General features: G+C 34.9%; 18 protein-coding genes. 1 reads left to right on the forward strand and 17 read right to left on the reverse strand.

Annotation, left to right across the window (positions count from 1 at the left end; translation table 11 throughout):
* Nucleotides 1–36: 36 nt before the first annotated feature.
* The 6 genes from Ami3637_RS00445 to Ami3637_RS00470 all read right to left on the reverse strand — a co-directional run bounded on the left by Ami3637_RS00445 (nt 37) and on the right by Ami3637_RS00470 (nt 9,572).
* Nucleotides 37–2,187, reverse strand: coding sequence for a methyl-accepting chemotaxis protein (locus Ami3637_RS00445; protein ID WP_162360834.1), 2,151 nt, complete (start codon nt 2,185–2,187; stop codon nt 37–39).
* Nucleotides 2,188–2,640: 453 nt separating this feature from the next.
* A complete protein-coding gene (locus Ami3637_RS00450; protein ID WP_162360835.1) occupies nt 2,641–4,791 on the reverse strand; it encodes a methyl-accepting chemotaxis protein in 2,151 nt (716 codons plus the stop codon).
* Nucleotides 4,792–5,052: 261 nt separating this feature from the next.
* Nucleotides 5,053–5,553, reverse strand: a complete 501-nt coding sequence (locus tag Ami3637_RS00455) for a shikimate kinase (RefSeq protein WP_162360836.1) — start codon at nt 5,551–5,553, stop codon at nt 5,053–5,055.
* Between the two features lie 155 nt (nt 5,554–5,708).
* Complete coding sequence (locus tag Ami3637_RS00460) at nt 5,709–7,676, reverse strand: bifunctional 4-hydroxy-3-methylbut-2-enyl diphosphate reductase/30S ribosomal protein S1 (protein WP_162360837.1); 1,968 nt, start codon at nt 7,674–7,676, stop codon at nt 5,709–5,711.
* Complete coding sequence (locus Ami3637_RS00465) at nt 7,663–8,946, reverse strand: replication-associated recombination protein A (RefSeq protein ID WP_162360838.1); 1,284 nt, start codon at nt 8,944–8,946, stop codon at nt 7,663–7,665. The genes Ami3637_RS00460 and Ami3637_RS00465 overlap by 14 nt, the downstream gene beginning before the upstream one ends.
* 26 nt (nt 8,947–8,972) lie before the next feature.
* On the reverse strand, nt 8,973–9,572 hold the full coding sequence (locus tag Ami3637_RS00470) for an SPOR domain-containing protein (protein WP_162360839.1): 600 nt from the start codon (nt 9,570–9,572) through the stop codon (nt 8,973–8,975).
* 754 nt (nt 9,573–10,326) lie between these two features.
* Here Ami3637_RS00470 and Ami3637_RS00475 point away from each other — a divergent pair.
* Nucleotides 10,327–10,485, forward strand: a complete 159-nt coding sequence (locus tag Ami3637_RS00475; RefSeq protein ID WP_128745376.1) for a zinc-ribbon domain-containing protein — start codon at nt 10,327–10,329, stop codon at nt 10,483–10,485.
* A gap of 97 nt (nt 10,486–10,582) precedes the next feature.
* Here the strand turns inward: Ami3637_RS00475 and Ami3637_RS00480 are convergent, their stop codons facing one another.
* From Ami3637_RS00480 to Ami3637_RS00530, 11 genes are all read right to left on the reverse strand, one after another.
* Nucleotides 10,583–11,104, reverse strand: a complete 522-nt coding sequence (locus tag Ami3637_RS00480) for a DUF6382 domain-containing protein (RefSeq protein WP_162360840.1) — start codon at nt 11,102–11,104, stop codon at nt 10,583–10,585.
* Nucleotides 11,104–11,868, reverse strand: coding sequence for a hypothetical protein (locus Ami3637_RS00485; RefSeq protein ID WP_162360841.1), 765 nt, complete (start codon nt 11,866–11,868; stop codon nt 11,104–11,106). Before Ami3637_RS00485 ends, Ami3637_RS00480 begins: the two co-directional genes overlap by 1 nt.
* On the reverse strand, nt 11,852–13,090 hold the full coding sequence (locus Ami3637_RS00490) for a DUF5702 domain-containing protein (RefSeq protein WP_162360842.1): 1,239 nt from the start codon (nt 13,088–13,090) through the stop codon (nt 11,852–11,854). Before Ami3637_RS00490 ends, Ami3637_RS00485 begins: the two co-directional genes overlap by 17 nt.
* A complete protein-coding gene (locus Ami3637_RS00495) occupies nt 13,087–13,503 on the reverse strand; it encodes a hypothetical protein (RefSeq protein WP_162360843.1) in 417 nt (138 codons plus the stop codon). Before Ami3637_RS00495 ends, Ami3637_RS00490 begins: the two co-directional genes overlap by 4 nt.
* Nucleotides 13,504–13,656, reverse strand: a complete 153-nt coding sequence (locus Ami3637_RS00500; protein WP_162360844.1) for a Flp1 family type IVb pilin — start codon at nt 13,654–13,656, stop codon at nt 13,504–13,506.
* 34 nt (nt 13,657–13,690) lie between these two features.
* Nucleotides 13,691–14,797 carry a type II secretion system F family protein gene (locus Ami3637_RS00505; protein ID WP_162360845.1) on the reverse strand — a complete coding sequence of 369 codons (1,107 nt, stop codon included), beginning with the start codon at nt 14,795–14,797 and terminating at the stop codon, nt 13,691–13,693.
* Nucleotides 14,794–15,561: a type II secretion system F family protein gene (locus tag Ami3637_RS00510; RefSeq protein ID WP_162360846.1), complete on the reverse strand. Its 768-nt coding sequence runs from the start codon at nt 15,559–15,561 to the stop codon at nt 14,794–14,796. The genes Ami3637_RS00505 and Ami3637_RS00510 overlap by 4 nt, the downstream gene beginning before the upstream one ends.
* A complete protein-coding gene (locus tag Ami3637_RS00515; protein ID WP_243158061.1) occupies nt 15,561–16,796 on the reverse strand; it encodes a CpaF family protein in 1,236 nt (411 codons plus the stop codon). Before Ami3637_RS00515 ends, Ami3637_RS00510 begins: the two co-directional genes overlap by 1 nt.
* Nucleotides 16,797–16,857: 61 nt before the next feature.
* The gene (locus Ami3637_RS00520) at nt 16,858–19,158 is read right to left on the reverse strand and encodes a cation:proton antiporter (RefSeq protein WP_162360847.1); all 2,301 of its coding nucleotides are present in this window, start codon (nt 19,156–19,158) and stop codon (nt 16,858–16,860) included.
* A complete protein-coding gene (locus Ami3637_RS00525) occupies nt 19,159–20,124 on the reverse strand; it encodes a sensor histidine kinase (protein WP_162360848.1) in 966 nt (321 codons plus the stop codon).
* Nucleotides 20,121–20,810: a winged helix-turn-helix domain-containing protein gene (locus Ami3637_RS00530; RefSeq protein ID WP_162360849.1), complete on the reverse strand. Its 690-nt coding sequence runs from the start codon at nt 20,808–20,810 to the stop codon at nt 20,121–20,123. Before Ami3637_RS00530 ends, Ami3637_RS00525 begins: the two co-directional genes overlap by 4 nt.
* Nucleotides 20,811–20,940: the final 130 nt, after the last annotated feature.

The following is a 20,940-nucleotide window of genomic DNA, read 5'->3' on the forward strand; positions in this document are numbered from 1 at the left end:
CTTAAAAGCTTTTTTTATATGGAATCGTTATTTTTCCTATCTGCCAGCTGTACCAGCTGAAATTTTAAATCGATCCACCAGTTCTTTTAACATATTGGCCTGCCCTGCAAGTTCTTCACTGGCTGCGGCACTTTCTTCTGCCGTTGCTGAATTGGTTTGTACAATGGAGGCAATCTGGTCCACACCTAAGGTTATCTGCTCTATTCGATTTGCCTGGGTGTCAGATGCCTGTGCAATTCTTCCTGCTGATTCAACCAGTTTTCCTGTTGATTCAGCCACTTCATTTATGGTATTAACTGTATCTACTGCAATCTTGGAACCGTTTTGAATAGCAGAAATAGTGTTTTCAATAAGCTCTGTTGTATTTTGAGCTGCTTCAGCACTTTTCTGAGCCAGATTTCTCACTTCATCTGCAACTACAGCAAATCCTTTTCCTGCGGTACCTGCACGCGCTGCTTCAACAGCTGCATTCAGTGCCAGAATATTTGTCTGGAAGGCAATATCATCAATAGTCTTAATGATCTTACTGATTTCATTTGCAGAATTTGAAATATCTGCCATAGCGTTGGTCATCTCTGACATCTGTACAGTTCCCGCCCTCAGAGCATTTCCTGCTTGTCTTGCAATTTCATTTGAATCCTTTGCATAATCTGCAGTCCCTTTGATTTCCGTCGCTACCTCAGAAATGGTTGCAGATAGTTCTTCAATGGAAGATGCCTGTTCCGTAGCTCCCTGGGAAAGAGCCTGTGCCCCGTCTGAAACCTGGTCACTGCTTACATTTACCTGCTCTGACGCCTTGCTGATGTCAACAATTGCAGAAGTCAGATTATATTCAATGTCATCATACATCTTATATAATTTAGCATACTCTCCTACATATTTATCAGGGCACTGGCTTTTTGCTGTAAAATCCCCATTTGAAATAAGCTCCAACGTAGAAGCTACGTCTGAGATAATGGTTCGTATGTTATTGGACATTTCATTAAAGGCATCTGTCAGTTTGCCAATTTCATCATTTCTGTCTGATGTGAGGTTTAATTCAAAATCACCACTTGTAATTTTATCTGCTGCCATTACCATTCCATCAAGGGGTTTTAACGATTTGTTAACAAGAAGGAAAAGGATGAAATTTACCACTCCTAAAGCTATTACCATTAGAACAACCTGTAAACAAACGAATCTCATAATAGGATTGTTGATTTCACTCTCATGAATCCCTACCATGGACCACCATGTCTGATTACCTGCCTTAATGGGATAAAAAAAGCAGATTACATTTTTACCTTCTTTATTTGTAAAATTAGCATTAAATAATTTATGTTTGCTCAATTTCTCTTTAACGCCAGTCATTTTTTCCCTATCAGTGTAATATTCAGTTAAATTATGTCCTATATTTTTTACATCTGCAGGATCATAAATAATATTGTTTTTGTCACTGTAAATATTAAAAAACATGGTGGAATATTTACTTCCTGCATTTTCTTTAAACTCGGAAAATACATCTATATTTATATCTGCTGTAACAACCCCCACAGCATTTCCATTTACCACAATCGGATAAGACGCTGTTATCATATTTATTCCGTTATCTACATAAGTTTCGCTTAAATGTATCTTTTGGGTTTCATGTGCTACCTTATAATATTCTTCATTACAATACTCTTCATATTTGCCATAGGTCTGGATTGAATTTGATGCAACATCACTATCTGCAATGTAAAGGGTATAGTCTCTTACATTTTTATCAAAAGCGTAAGGTTCAAAATATACCCCCATTCCAACTATGTCTTCATTATTTACAATATTATTTTTAATATTATCAATAACATATTGTTCTATGCTTTTCGCTTTCCCTGACAGAGGAATATTATATACAACACTTATGTCACTACCACTATTATTTACATCAGAACCATTATTCATAGATTCAGATATATAGGTTGAAAGTAATTGTACATCTTTCTCTGACTCTTTTAAAATACTATCGGAAACAATAGCATTTGTTTTAGCAGTACTTGAAAATTCCGATATTACTGAATTGTTCATTTGAGAATATGTATTTACAGACGACAAAGTTATAAAAATAGCAAATATAATCATTAATATTAAAAAAACCATACATATCAATCTTGTAGCAACTTTTTGTTTTCTTCCGACCCCTATTCCCACTCTACTGATTATCTTCATAGCAATCTCCTTTAACTACTTTTATGATTCCAGCTGACATTTTACGAACTAGTATAGCAAGTTATTGTTGTGTTTCTAATTATCTTTCATTCTCCCATAATTTTTACCACTCTTTCCTTCAAAATTTGATTCAAAAAAACAAAAAATGCCCCAAATATATAAATATTCAAGGCATTACGTCATGCTGAATCATGCTAATTTAAAATGCTACTACGCATCTACCATATTATGGTAACACGTAATAAATCATTTGTCAATTAGCTATGCTAACAATCTAAAGTAATATGTTAAAAAATTGTGAACTTTTATAATTGACATAGATTTTATACTACCAACTCACAAAATTTGTTCTAAACAATGAGAGGCCGCTTTTTTAAGCCGCCTCTCATTTAAAATTCTAGGGTAAAAGCTTATGGCAGACTTTTTTCTCCACAAGCTAAATCTTTACTTTTTCTATCTGCCAACTGTATCAGCTGAAATCTTAAATCGTTCTACCAGTTCTTTTAACATATTGGCCTGTCCTGCAAGTTCTTCACTGGCTGCAGCACTTTCTTCTGCCGTTGCTGAATTGGTTTGTACAATGGATGCAATCTGGTCCACACCTAAGGTTATCTGCTCTATTCGATTTGCCTGGGTGTCAGATGCCTGTGCAATCTTACCTGCTGATTCAACCAGTTTTCCTGTTGATTCAGCCACTTCATTAATTGTATTAACTGTTTCCACTGCAATCTTAGAACCGTTTTGAATAGCAGCAATAGTATTTTCGATAAGCTCTGTGGTATTTTGAGCTGCTTCAGCACTTTTCTGAGCCAGATTTCTCACTTCATCTGCAACTACAGCAAATCCTTTTCCTGCAGTTCCTGCACGTGCTGCTTCAACAGCTGCGTTCAGTGCCAGAATATTTGTCTGGAATGCAATATCATCAATAGTCTTAATGATCTTACTGATTTCATTTGCTGAATTTGAAATATCTGCCATAGCATTGGTCATCTCTGCCATCTGTACAGTTCCTGCTTTCAAAGCATTTCCCGCTTCGCTGGCGATTTCATTTGAGTCCTTTGCATAATCGGCAGTTCCTTTGATTTCCGTCGCTACCTCAGAAATGGTTGCGGATAATTCTTCAATGGAAGATGCCTGTTCCGTAGCTCCCTGGGAAAGAGCCTGTGCCCCGTCTGAAACCTGGTCACTGCTTACATTCACCTGCTCTGACGCCTTGCTGATGTCAACAATTGCAGAAGTCAGATTGTATTCAATACTGTCATACATCTTATACAATTTAGCATACTCTCCTACATATTTGTCGGAGCACTGGCTTTTTGCTGTAAAATCCCCATTTGAAATAAGCTCCAAAGTAGAAGCTACGTCTGAGATAATGGTTCGTATGTTATTGGACATTTCATTAAAGGCATCTGTCAGTTTACCAATTTCATCATTTCTGTCTGATGTGAGGTTTAATTCAAAATCACCACTTGTAATTTTATCTGCGGCCATTACCATTCCGTTAAGCGGCTTTAATGATCTGTTTACCAGAAGGAAAATGATGAAACTTACCACTCCTAAAGCTATCACCATTAGAACAACCTGTAAACAAACAAATTTGATAATAGGGCTGGTGATTTCGCTCTCATGAATACCTACCATAGACCACCAGGTCTGGTTTCCCAGTTTTATTGGATGGAAAAAACAGATTACTTTGTCCCCGGTTTTATTTGTTACATTAGCGTTAAAAGCTTTCCCTTTACTTAAACTGTCTTTTACATCGGCCAGTTTTTCATGGTTTGTATAATATTCGGTTAACTTATGCCCTACATTTTTTACATCTGCAGGGTCATAAATTATTTTGTTTCTGTCACTGTAAATATTGAAAAACATTGTTGAATATTTATTGCTTACATTGTTCTTAAATTCAGAAAAAACATTGATATCAATATCTGCAGTTACAACACCCACTGCACTGTCGTTTACCAGAATAGGATAAGAAACTGTTATCATATTTGTGCCCTTATATTCATAAGTTTCACTTAAATGTATCTTCTTGGACTCATGTGGAGCCTTATAATATTCTTCATTACAATAATCTTCATATTTACCGAAAGTCTGGATTGAATTTGATGCCACATCACTATCTGCAATATAAATGGTATAATCTCTTACATTGTTATCCAAAGCGTAGGGTTCAAAATAAACCCCCATTCCAACTATATCTTCGCTGTTTGTAATATTAGTCTTGATATTTTCTATGGCATACTGTTCTATACTTTTCGCTTTTCCTGATAAAGGAACTTTATAAATAGCGCTTAAATTGTTGCCACTATTATTTGCATCTGAACCATTCTGCATCGATTCTGCTATATAAGCTGACAGTAATTGTACAACTTTCTCTGACTCTTTTAAAACACTATTTGAAACAATAGAATTTGTTTTAGCCGTACTGGAAAATTCAGATTTAACAGCATTACTCATTTGAGAATATGTATTTACAGATGACAAAGTTATAAAAATAGCAAATATGATCATTAATAATACTAAAACCATACACGTTAATCTTGTAGCTACTTTTTGATTTTTTCCGATCCCTATACCCACTCTACTCATTATCTTCATAACAATCTCCTTTAACTACTTTTATGAATCCAGCTGACATTTTGCGTACTTGTACAACAAGTTACTGTTGTGTTTTTAATTATCTTTCATGCTCCCATAATTTGTACCACTCTTTCCTGCAAAATTTGATTGCAAACAAAAAATGCCCCGAATATATAAATATCCAAGGCATTACATCATGCTCAATCATACTCTTTATAAATGCTACTTCCCCGTATGCATCTACCATATTATGGTAACATATGGAATATCTTTTGTCAATTACAAATTATTTCCTTGCGCCATAATTCTTTCAATAGTCTGCTCAACAGTCATTCCCTCTGTGTCCACGATAATATCTGCATTCTCTTCATATAAAGGAATTCTTTTGTCATATAAATCTTTCAGGGTTTGTCCGGGATCCAGCGTTACACCCCTGGTGGTTATATTATCCAACCTTTTTTCAATTGTTTCATAAGAAACTTTGATATATACCACCAACCCATTTTTCTTGAAGTGTCTAATGGCTTCCGGATAGTATACGGCACTTCCACCTGTTGATATAACTGTATTTTCAGTTTCTACACTGCGAAGAACATATTCTTCAACCTTTTTAAAGTAATCATTTCCCCTTTTATTTATCAGATCCTGTAACAGTACTCCTTCTCTTTCCTGGATTAGCAGATCTGTATCAAGGAACTTCATACCCATAGTTTTGGCCAGAACAACTCCTATTGTACTTTTACCACAAGCTGGCATGCCTATTAAAATCAAATTCTTCATATGCACTACCCCCAATACTGTAAAATCTTTAGCAGCCACCGCCGCTGAAATTTCTGTATGAGACCTGTACTCCGTATCAAATCCGGTCAGGGCTTCACGTACAAAAATAGCAGGGCGATAAACGCCCCGCTAAATCTAACTTTTAACAATAAAAATTATTCAGCATCTTCAGCAGCTGCTTCTTCAATTTCTTCAGCCTCTGGAGCTTCTAAAGTTTCCTTGATGCTTAAGCTGATTCTCTTTCTGTCTTTATCAATTTCAAGAATCTTAGCTGATACTTCTTGTCCAACTGAAATTTCATCAGCAATGTTAGTAACACGCTTATGTGCAATTTCAGAAATATGTACAAGACCATCAAGACCTGGTTCTAATTCCACGAATGCGCCATATTCCTTAATCTGAACAATTTTACCTGAGATAACCTGTCCAACCTGATACTTGTCATCAATAACTGACCATGGTTCAGGCTTAGTCTGCTTTAATCCAAGGGAAATCTTTCCTTTTTCATTGTTCATGGACAGAACTTTAACTTCTATCTTCTGACCAATAGTAAGAACTTCCTGTGGATGCTTTAATTTACCCCATGAAATTTCTGAAATGTGAAGTAGTCCGTCAATGCCGCCGATATCTACGAATGCACCGTAATCAGTGAATCTCATAACAGTACCTTCAACAACGTCACCTTCACTCAGGCTTCCCCATACTTCGTCAATCTTCTTCTGTCTTTCTTCTGTCAGATAAGCTTTATGTGAGAATACAGCTTTACCTTTCTTCTGATCAACACGAGTTACTCTTACTGGAAGAGTTTTACCGATAAATTCTTCTGCCTTGTCCACAAACTTGTCGGATAATTGTGAAAGAGGAATAAATCCGTAAACTTCCTTATAAGCAGCGATAACACCGCCCTTAACTTCTTTAATAACTTTAGCATTAACAAATGATTTATCTTCAAGAGCACTATTAATTTCATCCCAATGCTCATTTACTTCTAACTTTTTCTTAGAAAGTAGAATGTTTCCGTCGCCGTCGTCAGTCTTTAGTACTTTAGCCTGGATTTCATCGCCTTCTTTAAATAAATCTGTAAGCTTTTGTTCTCCTTCCAGTGTTAATTCGTCCTTTGGTATAATACCGTCCTTCTTGCAGCCAAGATTAACCACAACTTCTCTGTCAGTTACCTGAATTACAGTACCATCTACAATCTCTCCGCCTCTAGGCAATCTTAATGACTTCTCAATTTCATCCATTAAGTCGTGCATTAAATTTTCTTCATTGTTTTCAGTGATAAATTCACTCATGTTAGCAATAACCTCCTTAATTAAGCGTTCAGGTGTCGATGCACCCGCCGCAACTCCTATTTTATTACATAATTCAATATCTTTCAATGGTAAATCTTCTATATTTTCAATAAAATATGCTTTTTCGCAATATTTTTTTGATAGGTCATACAATTTCTGGGAATTAGAGCTTTCTCTGCCTCCTATTACTAACATAGCATCCACTTCTTTTGCCAGCCTCATACAGCTTTCCTGCCTTGAGTTAGTTGCATTGCAGATTGTGTTATTTATACTTAATTTGCAGTTTTTTTCTTTAAGCTTTGAAATAATTTCCTCAAAATGTTTTTTCTGTAAAGTTGTTTGTGAAACGACAAAATAATCTCCCGGATTAATTTTTTCTGCTTCCTCTACAGAGTTTATAATAATGGCACTGTTTTCGCACCAGCCATTTATACCAATAACTTCAGGATGCCCAGAATCTCCAATAATTATTATTTTTTCTCCTGCATGAAAAGCCACTTCTACCAGTTTATGAATTTTTTTAACAAAAGGACAGGTGGCATCAACCAGGTGAAACGCAATATTTTCTGCCTGCTTATAAAAATTTTTCCCTTCCCCATGGGATCGGATTATAACCACATCGTCTTTAGAAGCATCTTCTGGATTTTCTATGATTTTTACACCTTTTTCCAACAGCTCGTCCGTAACTAATTTATTATGAATCAACGGTCCACAGGTATATACCTGCCTGTCTCCTTTAAACTTTTCTGCTGTTTCACAAGTCATCTCTATGGCTCTTTTAACTCCAAAACAAAAACCCGAGTTTTCAGCTATTTTAATCTCTGCCATTAATTTTTCTAACCCCTTCTAAAAACTTTTTAAAGGCGGCCTCACTGCCATTTTCCGTTGGCTCATAATACCTTACTCCTGCTTTATACAGGTTGTCCGGCAAATACTGCTGTTTCACATATCCCCCATAAGCATGAGGATATTTATATTCTGTCCCAATGCCTCTGCTTTTAGCTCCTGTATAGTGAGAATCCTTTAAATGCAATGGTATATCATCAATCTGCTTTGTCTGAATATCATTCATAGCTTTATTTAGTGCCATATAGGAAGCATTGGATTTAGGAGAGGAGGCTAATGTTACTACCGCCTGTGCCAGATTAATCTGTGCTTCAGGCAATCCTACCATCAATGCAGCCTGAATGCACGAATTAACCACAGTTATAGCCATAGGATAAGCCATCCCCACATCTTCACTGGCAATCACCAGCAGCCTTCTGCCAATCATTTGTATGTCTGCACCTCCATTAAGCAGCCTGGCGAGATAATGGACTGCTGCATCTGGATCGCTGCCTCTTATGGATTTCTGTAATGCAGATAATAGATTATATCTGTCTTCGCTTCTGTCATAGAAAGTGGTCTTTCTCTGCATGGCCTCCCCTATGAGCTCTTTAGTCAGGTGCATATCCTGATTTAAGTTATCTGCGATAAAACCAAGAGTATCCAAAGCTACTCTGGCATCTCCGGAGCATAATTCTGCTAAAACCCTGAGGGACTCTTCGTCGTATTTAATGTGTAGATTTCCCAGGCCCCTCTCCGTATCTTCCAGAGTATGCCTTAAAATATTTATCAGATCTATAGTAGTGTGAGGCTTAAATTCATATATATTTCTTACTCGGCTAATAATAGCATTATTAATAGAAAAATACGGATTTTCTGTCGTACTTCCTATAAAATGTATGACCCCTTCTTCAATAGCTTTTAACAGAGTATCCTGCTGCAGTTTATTCCATCTGTGTACTTCATCTACATACACATAAGTGGTTTGCTTCTGTATGCCAAAGAATTTTAATTGTGCTTTCTCTATAATTTCTTTTAATTCTTTAATTCCAGTAGAGGCTGCATTTAACTCATAAAATTCACCATCCATTTCCCTGGCAATAATTCTTGCCAGCGTGGTTTTTCCTGTACCAGAAGGTCCGAAAAAAATAGCAGAGTCAAAGGTATTATTTTTAATTGAATTATAAAATAAAGAGCCTTTATACATGAAATGACTCTGCCCTATAAAATTATCTATGCTGTCTGGCCGCATCCTTGTTGAAAGAGGAATCATATCATTAACCTTTCTCTTTTTCTATCTTATCTTTGTGTAATAAAAGCATCAGAGTATTTAGTCCCTGTTAAAGTATTCATGGTTGCAACCGCTTGTTCCTTTTGTTCAAACAATTGGCTCACAACTTTATAGGCACCGTCTTTTTCAACAACCTGTGCAGTAATGCCACTGGTTTTAAGTTCAGAAACAAGACTTTCCGCACTTAATTTTGTGGTAAAGCTGCCAAATTGTATGCAGTACCCGGCTGGAGTAGTGGTTGCTGCATTTTGTGCCGTTGGAGTCACCTTTAACTTATCTTCTACTACTCCTGATTTAGCGTCCTGATTATTTTGCTGAATTCCAGGGGTGGTTGTACTCTGTCCATTATTTTGATTATTTTTATCACTTTCACCCGGATTGTCCTTATCATCCAAAAAAAAGCCCAAAAACTTTTCAATTTTAAAGCCCTCTTTATTTGTGCTATCTGAATTTGTACTATCCGAATTAAACAAGGGATAAATTATAAATTTCGCAGTTCCATATCCAAGTAATACTGCAATACTTATTATAACAAGAATTGCAGTAAAATTCACCTTTGTTTTTTGACGAAAACTATTTCTTCGCCTTTTTCTTCTAATCGGTCCCATATTTCATTTATCCTCCCTACTCCCTTATTAGGAATACCATGCTAATTAATTGTATGATTCTAAATAAAAAAAATGCCCAACTCCTTTAACAGAATTAAGCATTTATTATTTTTAGTTCATATTTAATTTGTATTTATCATCCTTAGGATTTGCAATGTTTTTTTTGCTTACATTCACAATTTCCTATTTTCTTGATGATAAAATAAGTCAAAGTCATATCAATAGCATAAAGTACCGCATAAATCGATGTCACGAATTTTGCGTGTTTTTTATAATTCCAATCAGTAAAAAACTTTTTCATAACTCCTACCTTCCTGTTATCACTACTCTTAAAACTTTTTGTATCCAACCATATGTATTTTCCCTAAAATATTAGTATATTAAATTAGTTATATTTTATTCCCTAATTTTCTGAATTTCAACTTATTTGCATATTACAATAGTATTACAGAATATTTATTTTTACCATAGGAAGCATATCTAAAGCTTATAGTCTTTTTTTATATTAATTAATTTGTTGTAATTTTTTCATTTTATAGAGAAATAAGTATAGACATTTATCTCAAACCACTATATAATGAAGTCATTGAATATTTAAAATAACTTTGGCTCGATCTGAACATGGAAAGTTCTCTACCCGGAAACTAATGTCCCTAGCATCTGAACAGAAAAACTTCTAAATCTGAATCGTCTCCCATTTTGATATTTTAAATATTTAGAAACTTTTTTTTAAAAACATGGAGGAATTAAGATTATGGAAGACAAGACACTTATTTGTCAGGATTGTGGAAATGAATTTGTATTTACTGTTGGAGAACAGGAATTTTACAAAGAAAAGGGTTTTGACAATGAACCAAAGAGATGTAAGGAATGCAGGGACAAGAAAAAGCAGGAAAGACGTAGAGATAGATAATAATTATTAAAACGACTTACATTAAAAAAGCCGAGTTTTCTCGGCCTTTTTTAATGTAAAAAATTATCCCCTCCTGCCTTCTCTATTTGATACATTTTTATTCCCAGCCACACAAATGAATTTCTCTCTTTAATTCACTTAAGTAATTTAGAAGTGCTCCCATGGACAGATTAAATTTTTCTAACTTATGTATTACTAAATTTATATACTCACTACATCTTACATTTTCAAACTTCATTTCTTCTAGAAAATGAACCATCTTTTCTGAAAAGTTGGGTTTCTCCTCATTTTCCTTACTTGGGATAAATATAATTTTCATGACAGACATATCCTGATCTAAATAAATGTAATTCTCCGTTAAATAGTATCTTGTATGTAAAATCAAATGATTTTGAGCTTCTTTTACACATAAAACCATTTTTTCTATCAAATTTAATATTTCATAAGGATTTTGAAATTGACTTAAATCTAACTTCTGATATCCATCTGTATGATAAATCACACATAACTTTTGATTTGTTTTCATAAATGACATGGGAACAAAACATTTGCAATTTCCAGAAGCAAATATTTTTATTTCAAAATCCCGAATCTCATTACAATCATATAAACTTTCCATCAGCTTCCCCCACATTTTAAACAAGGCGTATATCCTCTTTTCACTGCTTCACTTTTTTCTATCTCCATCACATAGCGTTGTACCGTAGAACAATCTGGGCAATGATATGATTCTCCATTATTAAAAAAGCAATAAATAACGCTTCCTTTTCCAAGTTTTCTTGAATGGCAGATACTGCAAGGTTTATACTTCCTCTTTATCTGAGTCGTTAGTATTGTCTGAGTAGCTGCAACTTGTATATAAGGGCATTCCTTTTGATGATACTTTTTCCCTGCCACAGGAAAAATCCAAACTAATTGGGACTCTTCTTCCTCTTCCATTACAGGAAACCCTTTTGTAGAATGATACCGATTGCTTCCCAGAAAAGCCCTGGTTACAATGGTCTCTTTTCCCCATACAGGACCATAAAATGAAATAGGGAAATTACAATTCATTTTATAAGCAACATGAAATGATATTAAGTTATCCATATAACCATTAAAATATAGATATTTAAAATCCTCTGTTTTTACATAAGAAGAATCCGAATTTTCTTCTATCCTGTGATTAAGTTTTGAAGTAAAATCAAATGCTCCCATTCTTCCTGTCAGGGTATAGGATTCAATATTCAGTTTTCTTGCTTCATCAGCAGCTATACTCATAACAGTTTCGTTTGTGCAGTTTACCTTTATTAGATAAGAAATTGTTAAAATACCTAAAATAATCAAAGGAAGAACAATTGCTGCTTCAACTCCTATACTGCCTTTTTTAGTACTTTTGAACATAACAGTACTCCTGTCCATTAATCATTGCTCTGTATTGAAAACCTACATAACAATCTTTTATATAAAAGCGGTCATCAAATCCCCCCTGAATATTGATTTGTATCAAATCCATCACCCTCATTAACTTTACTTCACGATCTTCAAAATATAAAAACAGTCTGAGATAATCCTTATATGTACGCCCATTGTCACTTGCAGGTTTAATATATCCCTCCCCCCTGCCCTCCTTAACAGCAGATTCAAGCCCCAGAGCCCAGTCCTGCCTGTTTTTATTTAGTGCCACTTTTTCTCCTGCCAGTATTAGCTTCACATCATTTAAAGATTCGGCATATGCCCATGATTCAGCAAGAGCTACTGCAGTTATTGCCGCTTCAGGTCCGGGGGTCATGATTTCTGCCAGCTCTAGTATCTGCTTTCTTTTTTCACAATCTGCATATATATGTGCCGAATTTAAAATCACTCGCATGGCTCTAAAATCTTTTATAAAGTTATCCTGATTTTCACTATCGCTCAATTTTCCGTAAAGGATATATTCCAGTTCATTTTTAAAATATGTCTCTGTGGGGCTCTCCCACCCCAATCTGTAGTTAAAGTTATTTAATATATATTCATTAACTATAAGATTTTTTGTATTTTGTGAGGTAAGCTCCTTCCAGGATGGCATACCCTTTGAGAACAGATTTCCTATTTTAAAGTTTTCCCCTGCAATCCCTTTTGATGGCAGACTGTTTATTATTCTCCCATTGATTATTTTTCCTTTTCCATCGTAAACTTTCTGCTCCTTTTTTTGCTGCTTTAGTTTAGGGTGCTTCATATAATCCACAATATCATTTTCAAAATTAACTGTATCCATTAATGTATACATGCTCATATCACAGGTAATACTCTTTAATCCTGGTTTTATCAGAGTAAGATTATTTCTTTGCATCTTAGAATCAAAACTGCCGTTCATATAAAACCTTAATTTATCATTTACATCCCTATTGTAACTTTTAAACGCCATAATTCCATACTTGTCCTTTAATGCTTTATGATATTCTGACAAAACGGATCTTCCTGCCAGCTGTATCACACAATCACAATAAGAGTAATCAGAGACCATTGCAGCTGAATTGACCAGAACTACTACTACCATCATCAGACAGACAAATATCATGGAAAGCATTACTGAAACGCTTCCCTTTTTATTAGCTTTCACACTAAAATGCAATAATCTCTTCACTGAGTAATCATATCCACCTTTCGTATATATTCCTTTTCATTAATTATATAAAGTTCCCCCTGATGCCTCCTTGTAATTATATTGGACATCATGCTATTTCCTTTATAAGAATGTAATTCTATACCATATAGAACACTCATACCCTGCTTTTTTTCTTCGGTAAAACAGATTTTTTTATTAAAAGCGCCCCTTCCATATTTATCCTGTGGCACAAATTTACCAGTTATTTCGACCTTTTCACCAGTCTCTGTCCTCTGTAAGATTTGGTTTCTCAATTCTATATTCAGATTGGCCCTCATGGCCGCTCCTGTATACATACAGATAATTATGTAAATCACTGCCATTACTGCACCAATTATGACAGGATAAAGAATGGATGCTTCCACCATTATAGAGCCTCTTTTTTTCCACATTTAAAAACCACTGTTCATCAAATTAGAAAAAGTGCTATTAATAAAACTGGTAATCTGGGTTTTAAAAATCAGCCCAATACCTATGGCAATGGCTATCAGAATTCCTACTTGCACCATCTCCATCCCCTTTTTATTGTTTTTAATTAATCTCATTTTCTTTCCTCCTTTTTTACTTTTTATCCTTGCCCTACATTTCAATCATTGCAGGTGCCAGAGTAATTACTATTAAAACCACTAACTGTAATGCTAATGGCATAGTAAGCTTTGTTTCAGCTATACGTCCTTTTTCTTCAGCGTATTTTTTTCTTTGAAACCATAAAAAACTGTTTTCATCCTGAAGAATCCGGACCAGTTCTGTTCCCTTTTGTATATTATCTGAAATGACGTTTGTAATCCTCATAAACTCTCTGTTTTTACTTCTCTCAGCAAATTTTTTAAGTTCAGCCACCATTGAAGCGTTTGTGCCCGTAACTTTATGATTTATTATAAAAAGCTGGTTATAAAAATAGGATTTTTTCAGGTAATCATTGGAACTATAATCCTTTACTATCTTTTCAAAGGCTGCATTTAAAACTAATCCCGCATTCATTAAAAGTATAATTTTGTTTAGAAAATCTGGCAGTTCTTCTTCTATGGACTGATTACAATTCCGTTTGAGTTTCTTAATTGCATCATACCTTTTGGCATAAGTACACGCAATCAGAAGCCCCCCTGTAACAGTGATTAATAAAAGGGGATTATGTGTATCCTTAGTCCATCGGACATTTTCCATTCCTTCTATATCAACTGGCAAATATACTAATTTTGAATCATCACTTTTATTTATGTTATAAATGACTGAATTTAGCTTACCAATAGCTTCTTCTTTTACATCTGCTGGACTTTCCTTGTCCATTTCTTTAACACTGTCTGCACCTTCTGGTTTTATATTTAATGTGACTGCTTTTTTTACTTTCTGGTCATTAACCTCTCCTGACACAATTAATTTTGCATTTACATTTCCCTGATCATAAGTAGGTCTTTCAATATATTGATGCCCTGACTTATCTACGGAAAATGCATTCTGACTATTAAATATGCTATTAAAGATAACAAAGAAGAATACTAATATAAACGTTGAAATAATGCAGAGGTATCTCTTTAAGTTCTGAACTTTCATGGTATAAGCTATATCCGGATTATAATTATTTCCATAAACCAGATACAATTCTTTCTCATACTCTTTAGTTTTTCCAGTGATTATATCAGGCACCTTATCCATAAGACCATTCAATAATTTTACTCCACACTTCATAGGCGTACCTCAAGTATCTTGTTCATAATATAATAAGATATGATTATAGTTCCCAGGGCTGCAGTCATAATAATATGGCCTGCAAATGTATGATATAAACTATCTAAATATCCAGGAGAAACAAAGTTCAAAAACACAATTATAACCATTGGCATGGAGGTGATAATTTTTGCTTCAGCTTTTTTCTGAGCCGTAATAGTTTTAATTTCTCTGTCTATGGTCATTTTATCCATTATTATCTCTGCAGCCTTTGCAATCATGTCACCTACATCTGCTCCAGTTGCCCTGCAAGTTGAATAAACATCTGCAAAACTAATAATTTCTTCCACTCCGCTTCGATAAGCAAAGTCCTTTAAAATCATTTCATCCGTTATTCTGCTTTCTTTTATGCATGTTGTCATATATTTAAGTTCTACCATGATTGGCTCTCCTTCGTCATAGATGTAAGATAAATTTTTACTACCTTCAATGAGAGCTTCGGACATTTGTCTGCCAGAGGAAACCGATGATGACAGAGAATAAAGTAAATCACGGAATTGATGTCTTAAAAGATCTTTTTGTTGCTTTATCTTAAACTTAATATAAGTCTTTTTAAATGGAATAGCTAATGCCATCATGCATACTGCAACAATGCAGTTTAAGTAAAAAATATATCCGACTAAAAATAAAACTGTACAGACAGCCCCATAATACTTTCTGGCTTGAACACCCTGCAATATATAATTGTCATAATTGTTTATACCGTAAACTTGAGTGTTTTTCATTATTTTACTCCTCTTAACAACAACTTTTCCCTGTTTATCAACTGGTTATCATTTTTTACTAAGCCCCTTTTTACTTCATACTTAAAGAGACTGTTAATTAAATATTTATTTTGCTCATAACCATATATTTCTGAAATCTCCAGAACTCTTCTAGACCTGTCTGGCAGTCTTCCAAGATGCACCATGATATCGATGCCTTCTGCAATCTGGTTCCGAATGGCCTCAATCGGGAAATTGGCAGCCTGCAGTACCATGGTTTCCAATCGTTTCAACATCCCTGATATGGAATTACCATGACCAGTGGATAAAGAACCATCATGACCTGTATTAAACGCCTGAAGCATATCTAAAACTTCTTTTCCTCTTACCTCACCCACTATAATTCTGTTTGGTCTCATTCGGAGACTAGCTTTAATCAGTTGCTGCATATCCACCAGACCTTTGCCCTGTACATTTGCATTCCTACATTCCAGTCTTACTATATTTTCAATTTCATGCAGCTGTAATTCTGCAGAATCCTCTATAACAACAATTCTTTCTTCCTTTGGAATGTAATTGGATAAAACATTAAGTAAACTGGTTTTTCCACTGCCGGTACCCCCACTGATAAAAATATTTTCTCCTGCCACAACCATTCTGTTTAGAAACGCTGCTGCTTCCTCCGTTATTGTCCCAAAACCTATCATGTCTTTCATGCTGAAAGCTTTTTCAGGAAACTTTCTGATTGTTAAACTGGGACCGTTCAATGCAACATTCTTATACACAGCATTTACTCTTGAACCATCAGGCAGCCTGGCATCGACTATTGGATTTAGTTCATTTATTTCACGATGTACTCTGCCTGCAATTCGCCGTATCAGTTCTTCCAGCTCCTCAGTACTTGTAAACCTCAGGTTTACCTTTTCAATCACGCCGAAACGTTCCACAAATACATGATCTTTTCCATTTACCATAATCTCTGTGACATCTTTATCCTCACTTAAGGGGTGTAGTATGCCCAGATCTTTTCGGACAGAATAGTAAATCCGCCGCACTAATACTGCTTTTACTTTAAAACTATAGTTCTCCATTCTGGCATCTGACAAAATATAATCTTCAATCAGCTTATAAATATTCTGTTCATTATCATCAAGATTGCTCTGCCCGATAAGCTTTCTGATATCTTCCGTAATCTGGATGATTGTATCATTTTTTATATCCATTTCAATACATTTTTTCCTTTTTTTTACTTTCAACTATATAATAAAACAGCTGTAAATATTTTACAACTGTTTTATATCGACATTATTCGACTTACTAGTTTAATATACCTTCTTTTAAAAACATATCCACCGTTGTCTGAGCCCCCAATACCCACAACACATCACCTTCAATAATCTGTGTCTTTTTATTGGGACCTATCATGGAAAGGGCGCCTCTGTCTATACCAATAACAAAACCATAGTACTTTTCCTTTATATTGGACATCTGAATAGTTTTATTACAGAATTCGCACTGATTTGTAACATTTACTGCCATACAAAGCAAATGGTTTTCAATATCTGTAGAAGTAAATATCTGCCTGTAGGTATAATCTCTCAGAGTAAACTTTTCCTCTCTTTTGGAAATAACAGCCGTGTTCTGAAGGGTTAGTTCGTAGGATTCAAGGTTATTTTTTTTACCCATAACCACAATAATATCACCTTCCCTTACACCTGCTGATATATCCGGGATATTTATATGATTTTCTTTCCTGATAATTTTTATAATCTGTACTCCCAGTTTGCGTCTGGCATAAATATTTTTTTCTGGTTCATCTACCAGTATTTTTTTAATCTCATATTCATCAATTAATAAGGTCTCGTCAAGCCACCTGTAGCCTTTGACCATACCTTTTTCTTTCTTCTTTTTTTCCAGAATCCGTTCATTAAAGTTAGCAATAAATCTTGTTTCAACTTTTATAGAATGGCTGATCATAAAATCTGATTTGATACTGAAAAATACAATGATAAAAGCTATGATCCATAAAATCCATACTGGTACGTTAGTCATTGTATTAATAGTCAGCATAACAAAGAAAATAGAAACAAGCACCCGAAAACTTCTAAACACTAATAAAGGCAATCTGTTGGTTTTATTTTTAAGCCAGAGTTTTGTATATACAATATTCCTTTTATAGGACATTAAATTGATTACTGGCGACATAAGCATTACAGTTGCTGCCCCTGCAATCCATTTTGCCTGCTTACCTGCCATTCCATAATTACATAATGCGGGTACGATAACCTGGGTTCCCACAATGTATATACAGATTAAAATGATTGTTGTAATAGCAGTCCTGGGAATATATTTGCCCAGATATTCCTTCCAGTCAAGGTCCTTTTCATTTTCATTTTGTTTTTCAGACGTATACTGCTTAATGGTTTTTAATGTTCGTTTAGGTAATGCTCTGCTTAATAAAGCATAGACAGAATCAGATTTTTTAATAAATAATGGAGTTGTGAATGTAGTGATTACCGATACGGATACGACTATCGGATATAAGAAGTGACTTGTAACACCCAGAGTTGTTCCTAGAGATGCTATAATAAATGAAAATTCGCCAATCTGTACCATGCTCATACCTGCACCTACTGCAGTACGCAAGGACTGGCCGGATAATAATACCCCCATAAAAGAAAATATCATCTGCCCGAAAATTGTAACAAAAGTCAGAATAAAAATAGGTCCTGCATATGTTACAATCAGATCTGGATTTACCAACATTCCCACGGACACAAAGAAGACTGCTCCAAAGAAATCCTTAATGGGTTTCACCAGATCTTCAATTTTTTCAGCTTTAACTGTTCCTGCAAGGATGGAACCTGCTAAAAAAGCCCCCAGTGCAGAAGAAAATCCCATATAATTGGCGATTACCACCATAGCCAGACACAGTCCCAGAGAAACAATGAGTAAAGTTTCATCATTTAAATATTTATTCGCTTTTTTTAAGGCGGAAGGGATCAGATATATACCTAATAAAAGCCAGATAATTAAATACAGCAGCATTTTACCTATTTGACTGCCTAATTCAAAGCCTGATATATCTTTGCTGACCGATATGGTGGAAAGTACAATCATCATAAAGATAGCTACCACGTCCTCAATAATCAGCGTTCCCAGTACTAGTTGTGCATATTTTTTATGCTTCAGCTTCAATTCTTCATAAGCCTTTAATATGATCATAGTAGATGACATGGATATCATGCCGCCTAAAAATATGCTGTCCATTCTGCCCCACCCCAGGAGCATTCCTGTGCCATATCCAATAAACACCATAGCGGTTATTACCGTTGCGGCTGTTACAATAGCGCTGCCACCTATATTGGCAATTTTGTGGAAACTAAATTCAAGGCCTAAAGCAAACATTATAAAAATAACCCCAAGTTCTGCCCAGAGATTTATATTTTCTGCATCCACGATACTGGGGAGTATGGAAAAGTTTGCACTTGTTAAAAAGCCTGCTAAAATATAGCCCAAAACTAAAGGTTGTTTTATTTTTTTAAAAATTATGGTAGTAATGCTTGCCACCACAAGTATTAATGCTAAATCACGTATTAAAAAATCAAGATGTACCATCTATTCCTCCCTTCGGTTAAAAATCACAGTAAAGGTGGTACCTTCACCAAGTTTACTTTTCACATTAACTTCTGCATTAAATAAAAAGGCAATATGTTTTACAATAGAAAGTCCCAACCCAGTTCCACCACCTTTCTTTGTTCTGGACTTATCTACTCTGTAAAACCTTTCAAACAGTCTTCCAAAATGTTCTTCTGAAATACCGATTCCGTTATCACTTATCTGGACATATACTTTATTTTGATCCATATAAGAGGATACCAGAACTTTGCCTTCCTGGTCTTCTTTAGAATATTTTATGGCATTTTCAATTAAATTCATCATCATCTGAATAAAGCGGTCAACATTTCCTTCTATATAACAATGTTCAGCCAGCCGGGTTTCAATAGTAATATTTTTTCCATTGGCAATGGGTTCTATCGTAGAAATTAAATTAATCAGACTTTCCTTCGTATCAATAGTTACTATATCTATGGAAGCCTTTTTGTTTTCAATTTCCGAAAGCACCAGAACGTCTTCAATTAAACGTTCCAATCTGGAAGTTTCAATAGCTATAATGTCAATAAACTTATTTCGTATTTCAGGGTTTTCAGCTGCTCCATCCTGCAGGGTTTCAATGAATCCCGCAATAGAAGTAAGAGGTGTTTTTAACTCATGAGTTACATTTGCTACAAATTCACTTCGAATCTGTTCCGCTTTTTTGTTTTCCTCAGTGGTTTTTACCATTTGTTCCTGTAGACGATGTACAGGCTTCATAATCTGATTATAAATGAGTAAAGAAAAGACTCCGGAGCATACTACGCAGACAATCATAGTGATGCCAAAATACCGGTTATTAAGCATAAAAGAAAAGGCACTTCCATGATTATTGGACTCTATAGATATAAAATAAGACATAACAAACAACAACAGCACAACATTGCAAATAGTAATTCCTACAGAAGCCAGCAAAAATCTCTTTCTCATCTCATTTTGTAACCCTTTCCTCTTATAGTCTGTATATATTTGTCTTCGTTGTCATCCTGGCCCAGCTTTTTCCTTAAATATCTTATATGAACATCTACCGTTCTGGTTTCCCCTGCAAAATCAATGCCCCAAACCTTGTCAAGCAGCTGATCTCTGGAAAAAACGTGACCTCTGTTTTCAGTTAAATAGCATAACAGTTCAAATTCTTTAAGGGTAAGTTCCACCTGTTTCCCTCCCACCAGGACTTCATGCCTGTCTGTATTGATTTCAATATCATCAATACGAATAACATAATCACTTGTTTTATCAGGAGAATTATTTTCTTCATACCTTCTTAAAACAGCTTTTATTCTGGCCATCAGTTCCCGTACACTAAATGGTTTTGTAATATAATCATCAGCGCCAAACTCCAGTCCTAATATTTTATCTACTTCGTCGCTCTTTGCAGTAAGCATTATAATAGGAGTTTTGTTACCATCTTCTCTCAATTCTCTGCAGATTTCGTGCCCGTTTTTTCCAGGCAGCATTAAATCCAAAAGAATCAAATCTGGTTTTTCTTTATGTACCAACGTAATACCCATTATTCCGTCTTCTGCACTTATATAATCATAGCCATTATTCTTTAAGTTATAACCCACCAGTTCTATAATATTGGGTTCATCCTCAATAATTAATATTTTTTTCATTGTTCCCTTTCATTCCTATATGGTTACTCTTTTATATGATTTAAGCTGATACATGGTTAAGCAATAAATATACTGCCCCTTGATATATCAGCTTAATATTAACTTCTCTATTTAATTTTAACACATAAAA

Source organism: Aminipila terrae (genome assembly GCF_010120715.1).
Classification (GTDB): domain Bacteria; phylum Bacillota; class Clostridia; order Peptostreptococcales; family Anaerovoracaceae; genus Aminipila; species Aminipila terrae.

What these genes read in the sequence shown, in the direction of transcription:
- Ami3637_RS00525 (WP_162360848.1), bottom strand. Translation starts at nt 20,124, where the DNA reads ATGAGAAAGAGATTTTTGCTGGCTTCTGTAGGAATTACTATTTGCAAT.
- Ami3637_RS00450 (WP_162360835.1), bottom strand. Translation starts at nt 4,791, where the DNA reads ATGAAGATAATGAGTAGAGTGGGTATAGGGATCGGAAAAAATCAAAAA.
- Ami3637_RS00520 (WP_162360847.1), bottom strand. Translation starts at nt 19,158, where the DNA reads ATGGTACATCTTGATTTTTTAATACGTGATTTAGCATTAATACTTGTG.
- Ami3637_RS00475 (WP_128745376.1), top strand. Translation starts at nt 10,327, where the DNA reads ATGGAAGACAAGACACTTATTTGTCAGGATTGTGGAAATGAATTTGTA.
- Ami3637_RS00455 (WP_162360836.1), bottom strand. Translation starts at nt 5,553, where the DNA reads ATGAAGAATTTGATTTTAATAGGCATGCCAGCTTGTGGTAAAAGTACA.
- Ami3637_RS00495 (WP_162360843.1), bottom strand. Translation starts at nt 13,503, where the DNA reads ATGTGGAAAAAAAGAGGCTCTATAATGGTGGAAGCATCCATTCTTTAT.
- Ami3637_RS00480 (WP_162360840.1), bottom strand. Translation starts at nt 11,104, where the DNA reads ATGGAAAGTTTATATGATTGTAATGAGATTCGGGATTTTGAAATAAAA.
- Ami3637_RS00470 (WP_162360839.1), bottom strand. Translation starts at nt 9,572, where the DNA reads ATGGGACCGATTAGAAGAAAAAGGCGAAGAAATAGTTTTCGTCAAAAA.
- Ami3637_RS00445 (WP_162360834.1), bottom strand. Translation starts at nt 2,187, where the DNA reads ATGAAGATAATCAGTAGAGTGGGAATAGGGGTCGGAAGAAAACAAAAA.
- Ami3637_RS00485 (WP_162360841.1), bottom strand. Translation starts at nt 11,868, where the DNA reads ATGTTCAAAAGTACTAAAAAAGGCAGTATAGGAGTTGAAGCAGCAATT.
- Ami3637_RS00530 (WP_162360849.1), bottom strand. Translation starts at nt 20,810, where the DNA reads ATGAAAAAAATATTAATTATTGAGGATGAACCCAATATTATAGAACTG.
- Ami3637_RS00500 (WP_162360844.1), bottom strand. Translation starts at nt 13,656, where the DNA reads ATGAGATTAATTAAAAACAATAAAAAGGGGATGGAGATGGTGCAAGTA.
- Ami3637_RS00460 (WP_162360837.1), bottom strand. Translation starts at nt 7,676, where the DNA reads ATGGCAGAGATTAAAATAGCTGAAAACTCGGGTTTTTGTTTTGGAGTT.
- Ami3637_RS00505 (WP_162360845.1), bottom strand. Translation starts at nt 14,797, where the DNA reads ATGAAGTGTGGAGTAAAATTATTGAATGGTCTTATGGATAAGGTGCCT.
- Ami3637_RS00465 (WP_162360838.1), bottom strand. Translation starts at nt 8,946, where the DNA reads ATGATTCCTCTTTCAACAAGGATGCGGCCAGACAGCATAGATAATTTT.
- Ami3637_RS00510 (WP_162360846.1), bottom strand. Translation starts at nt 15,561, where the DNA reads ATGAAAAACACTCAAGTTTACGGTATAAACAATTATGACAATTATATA.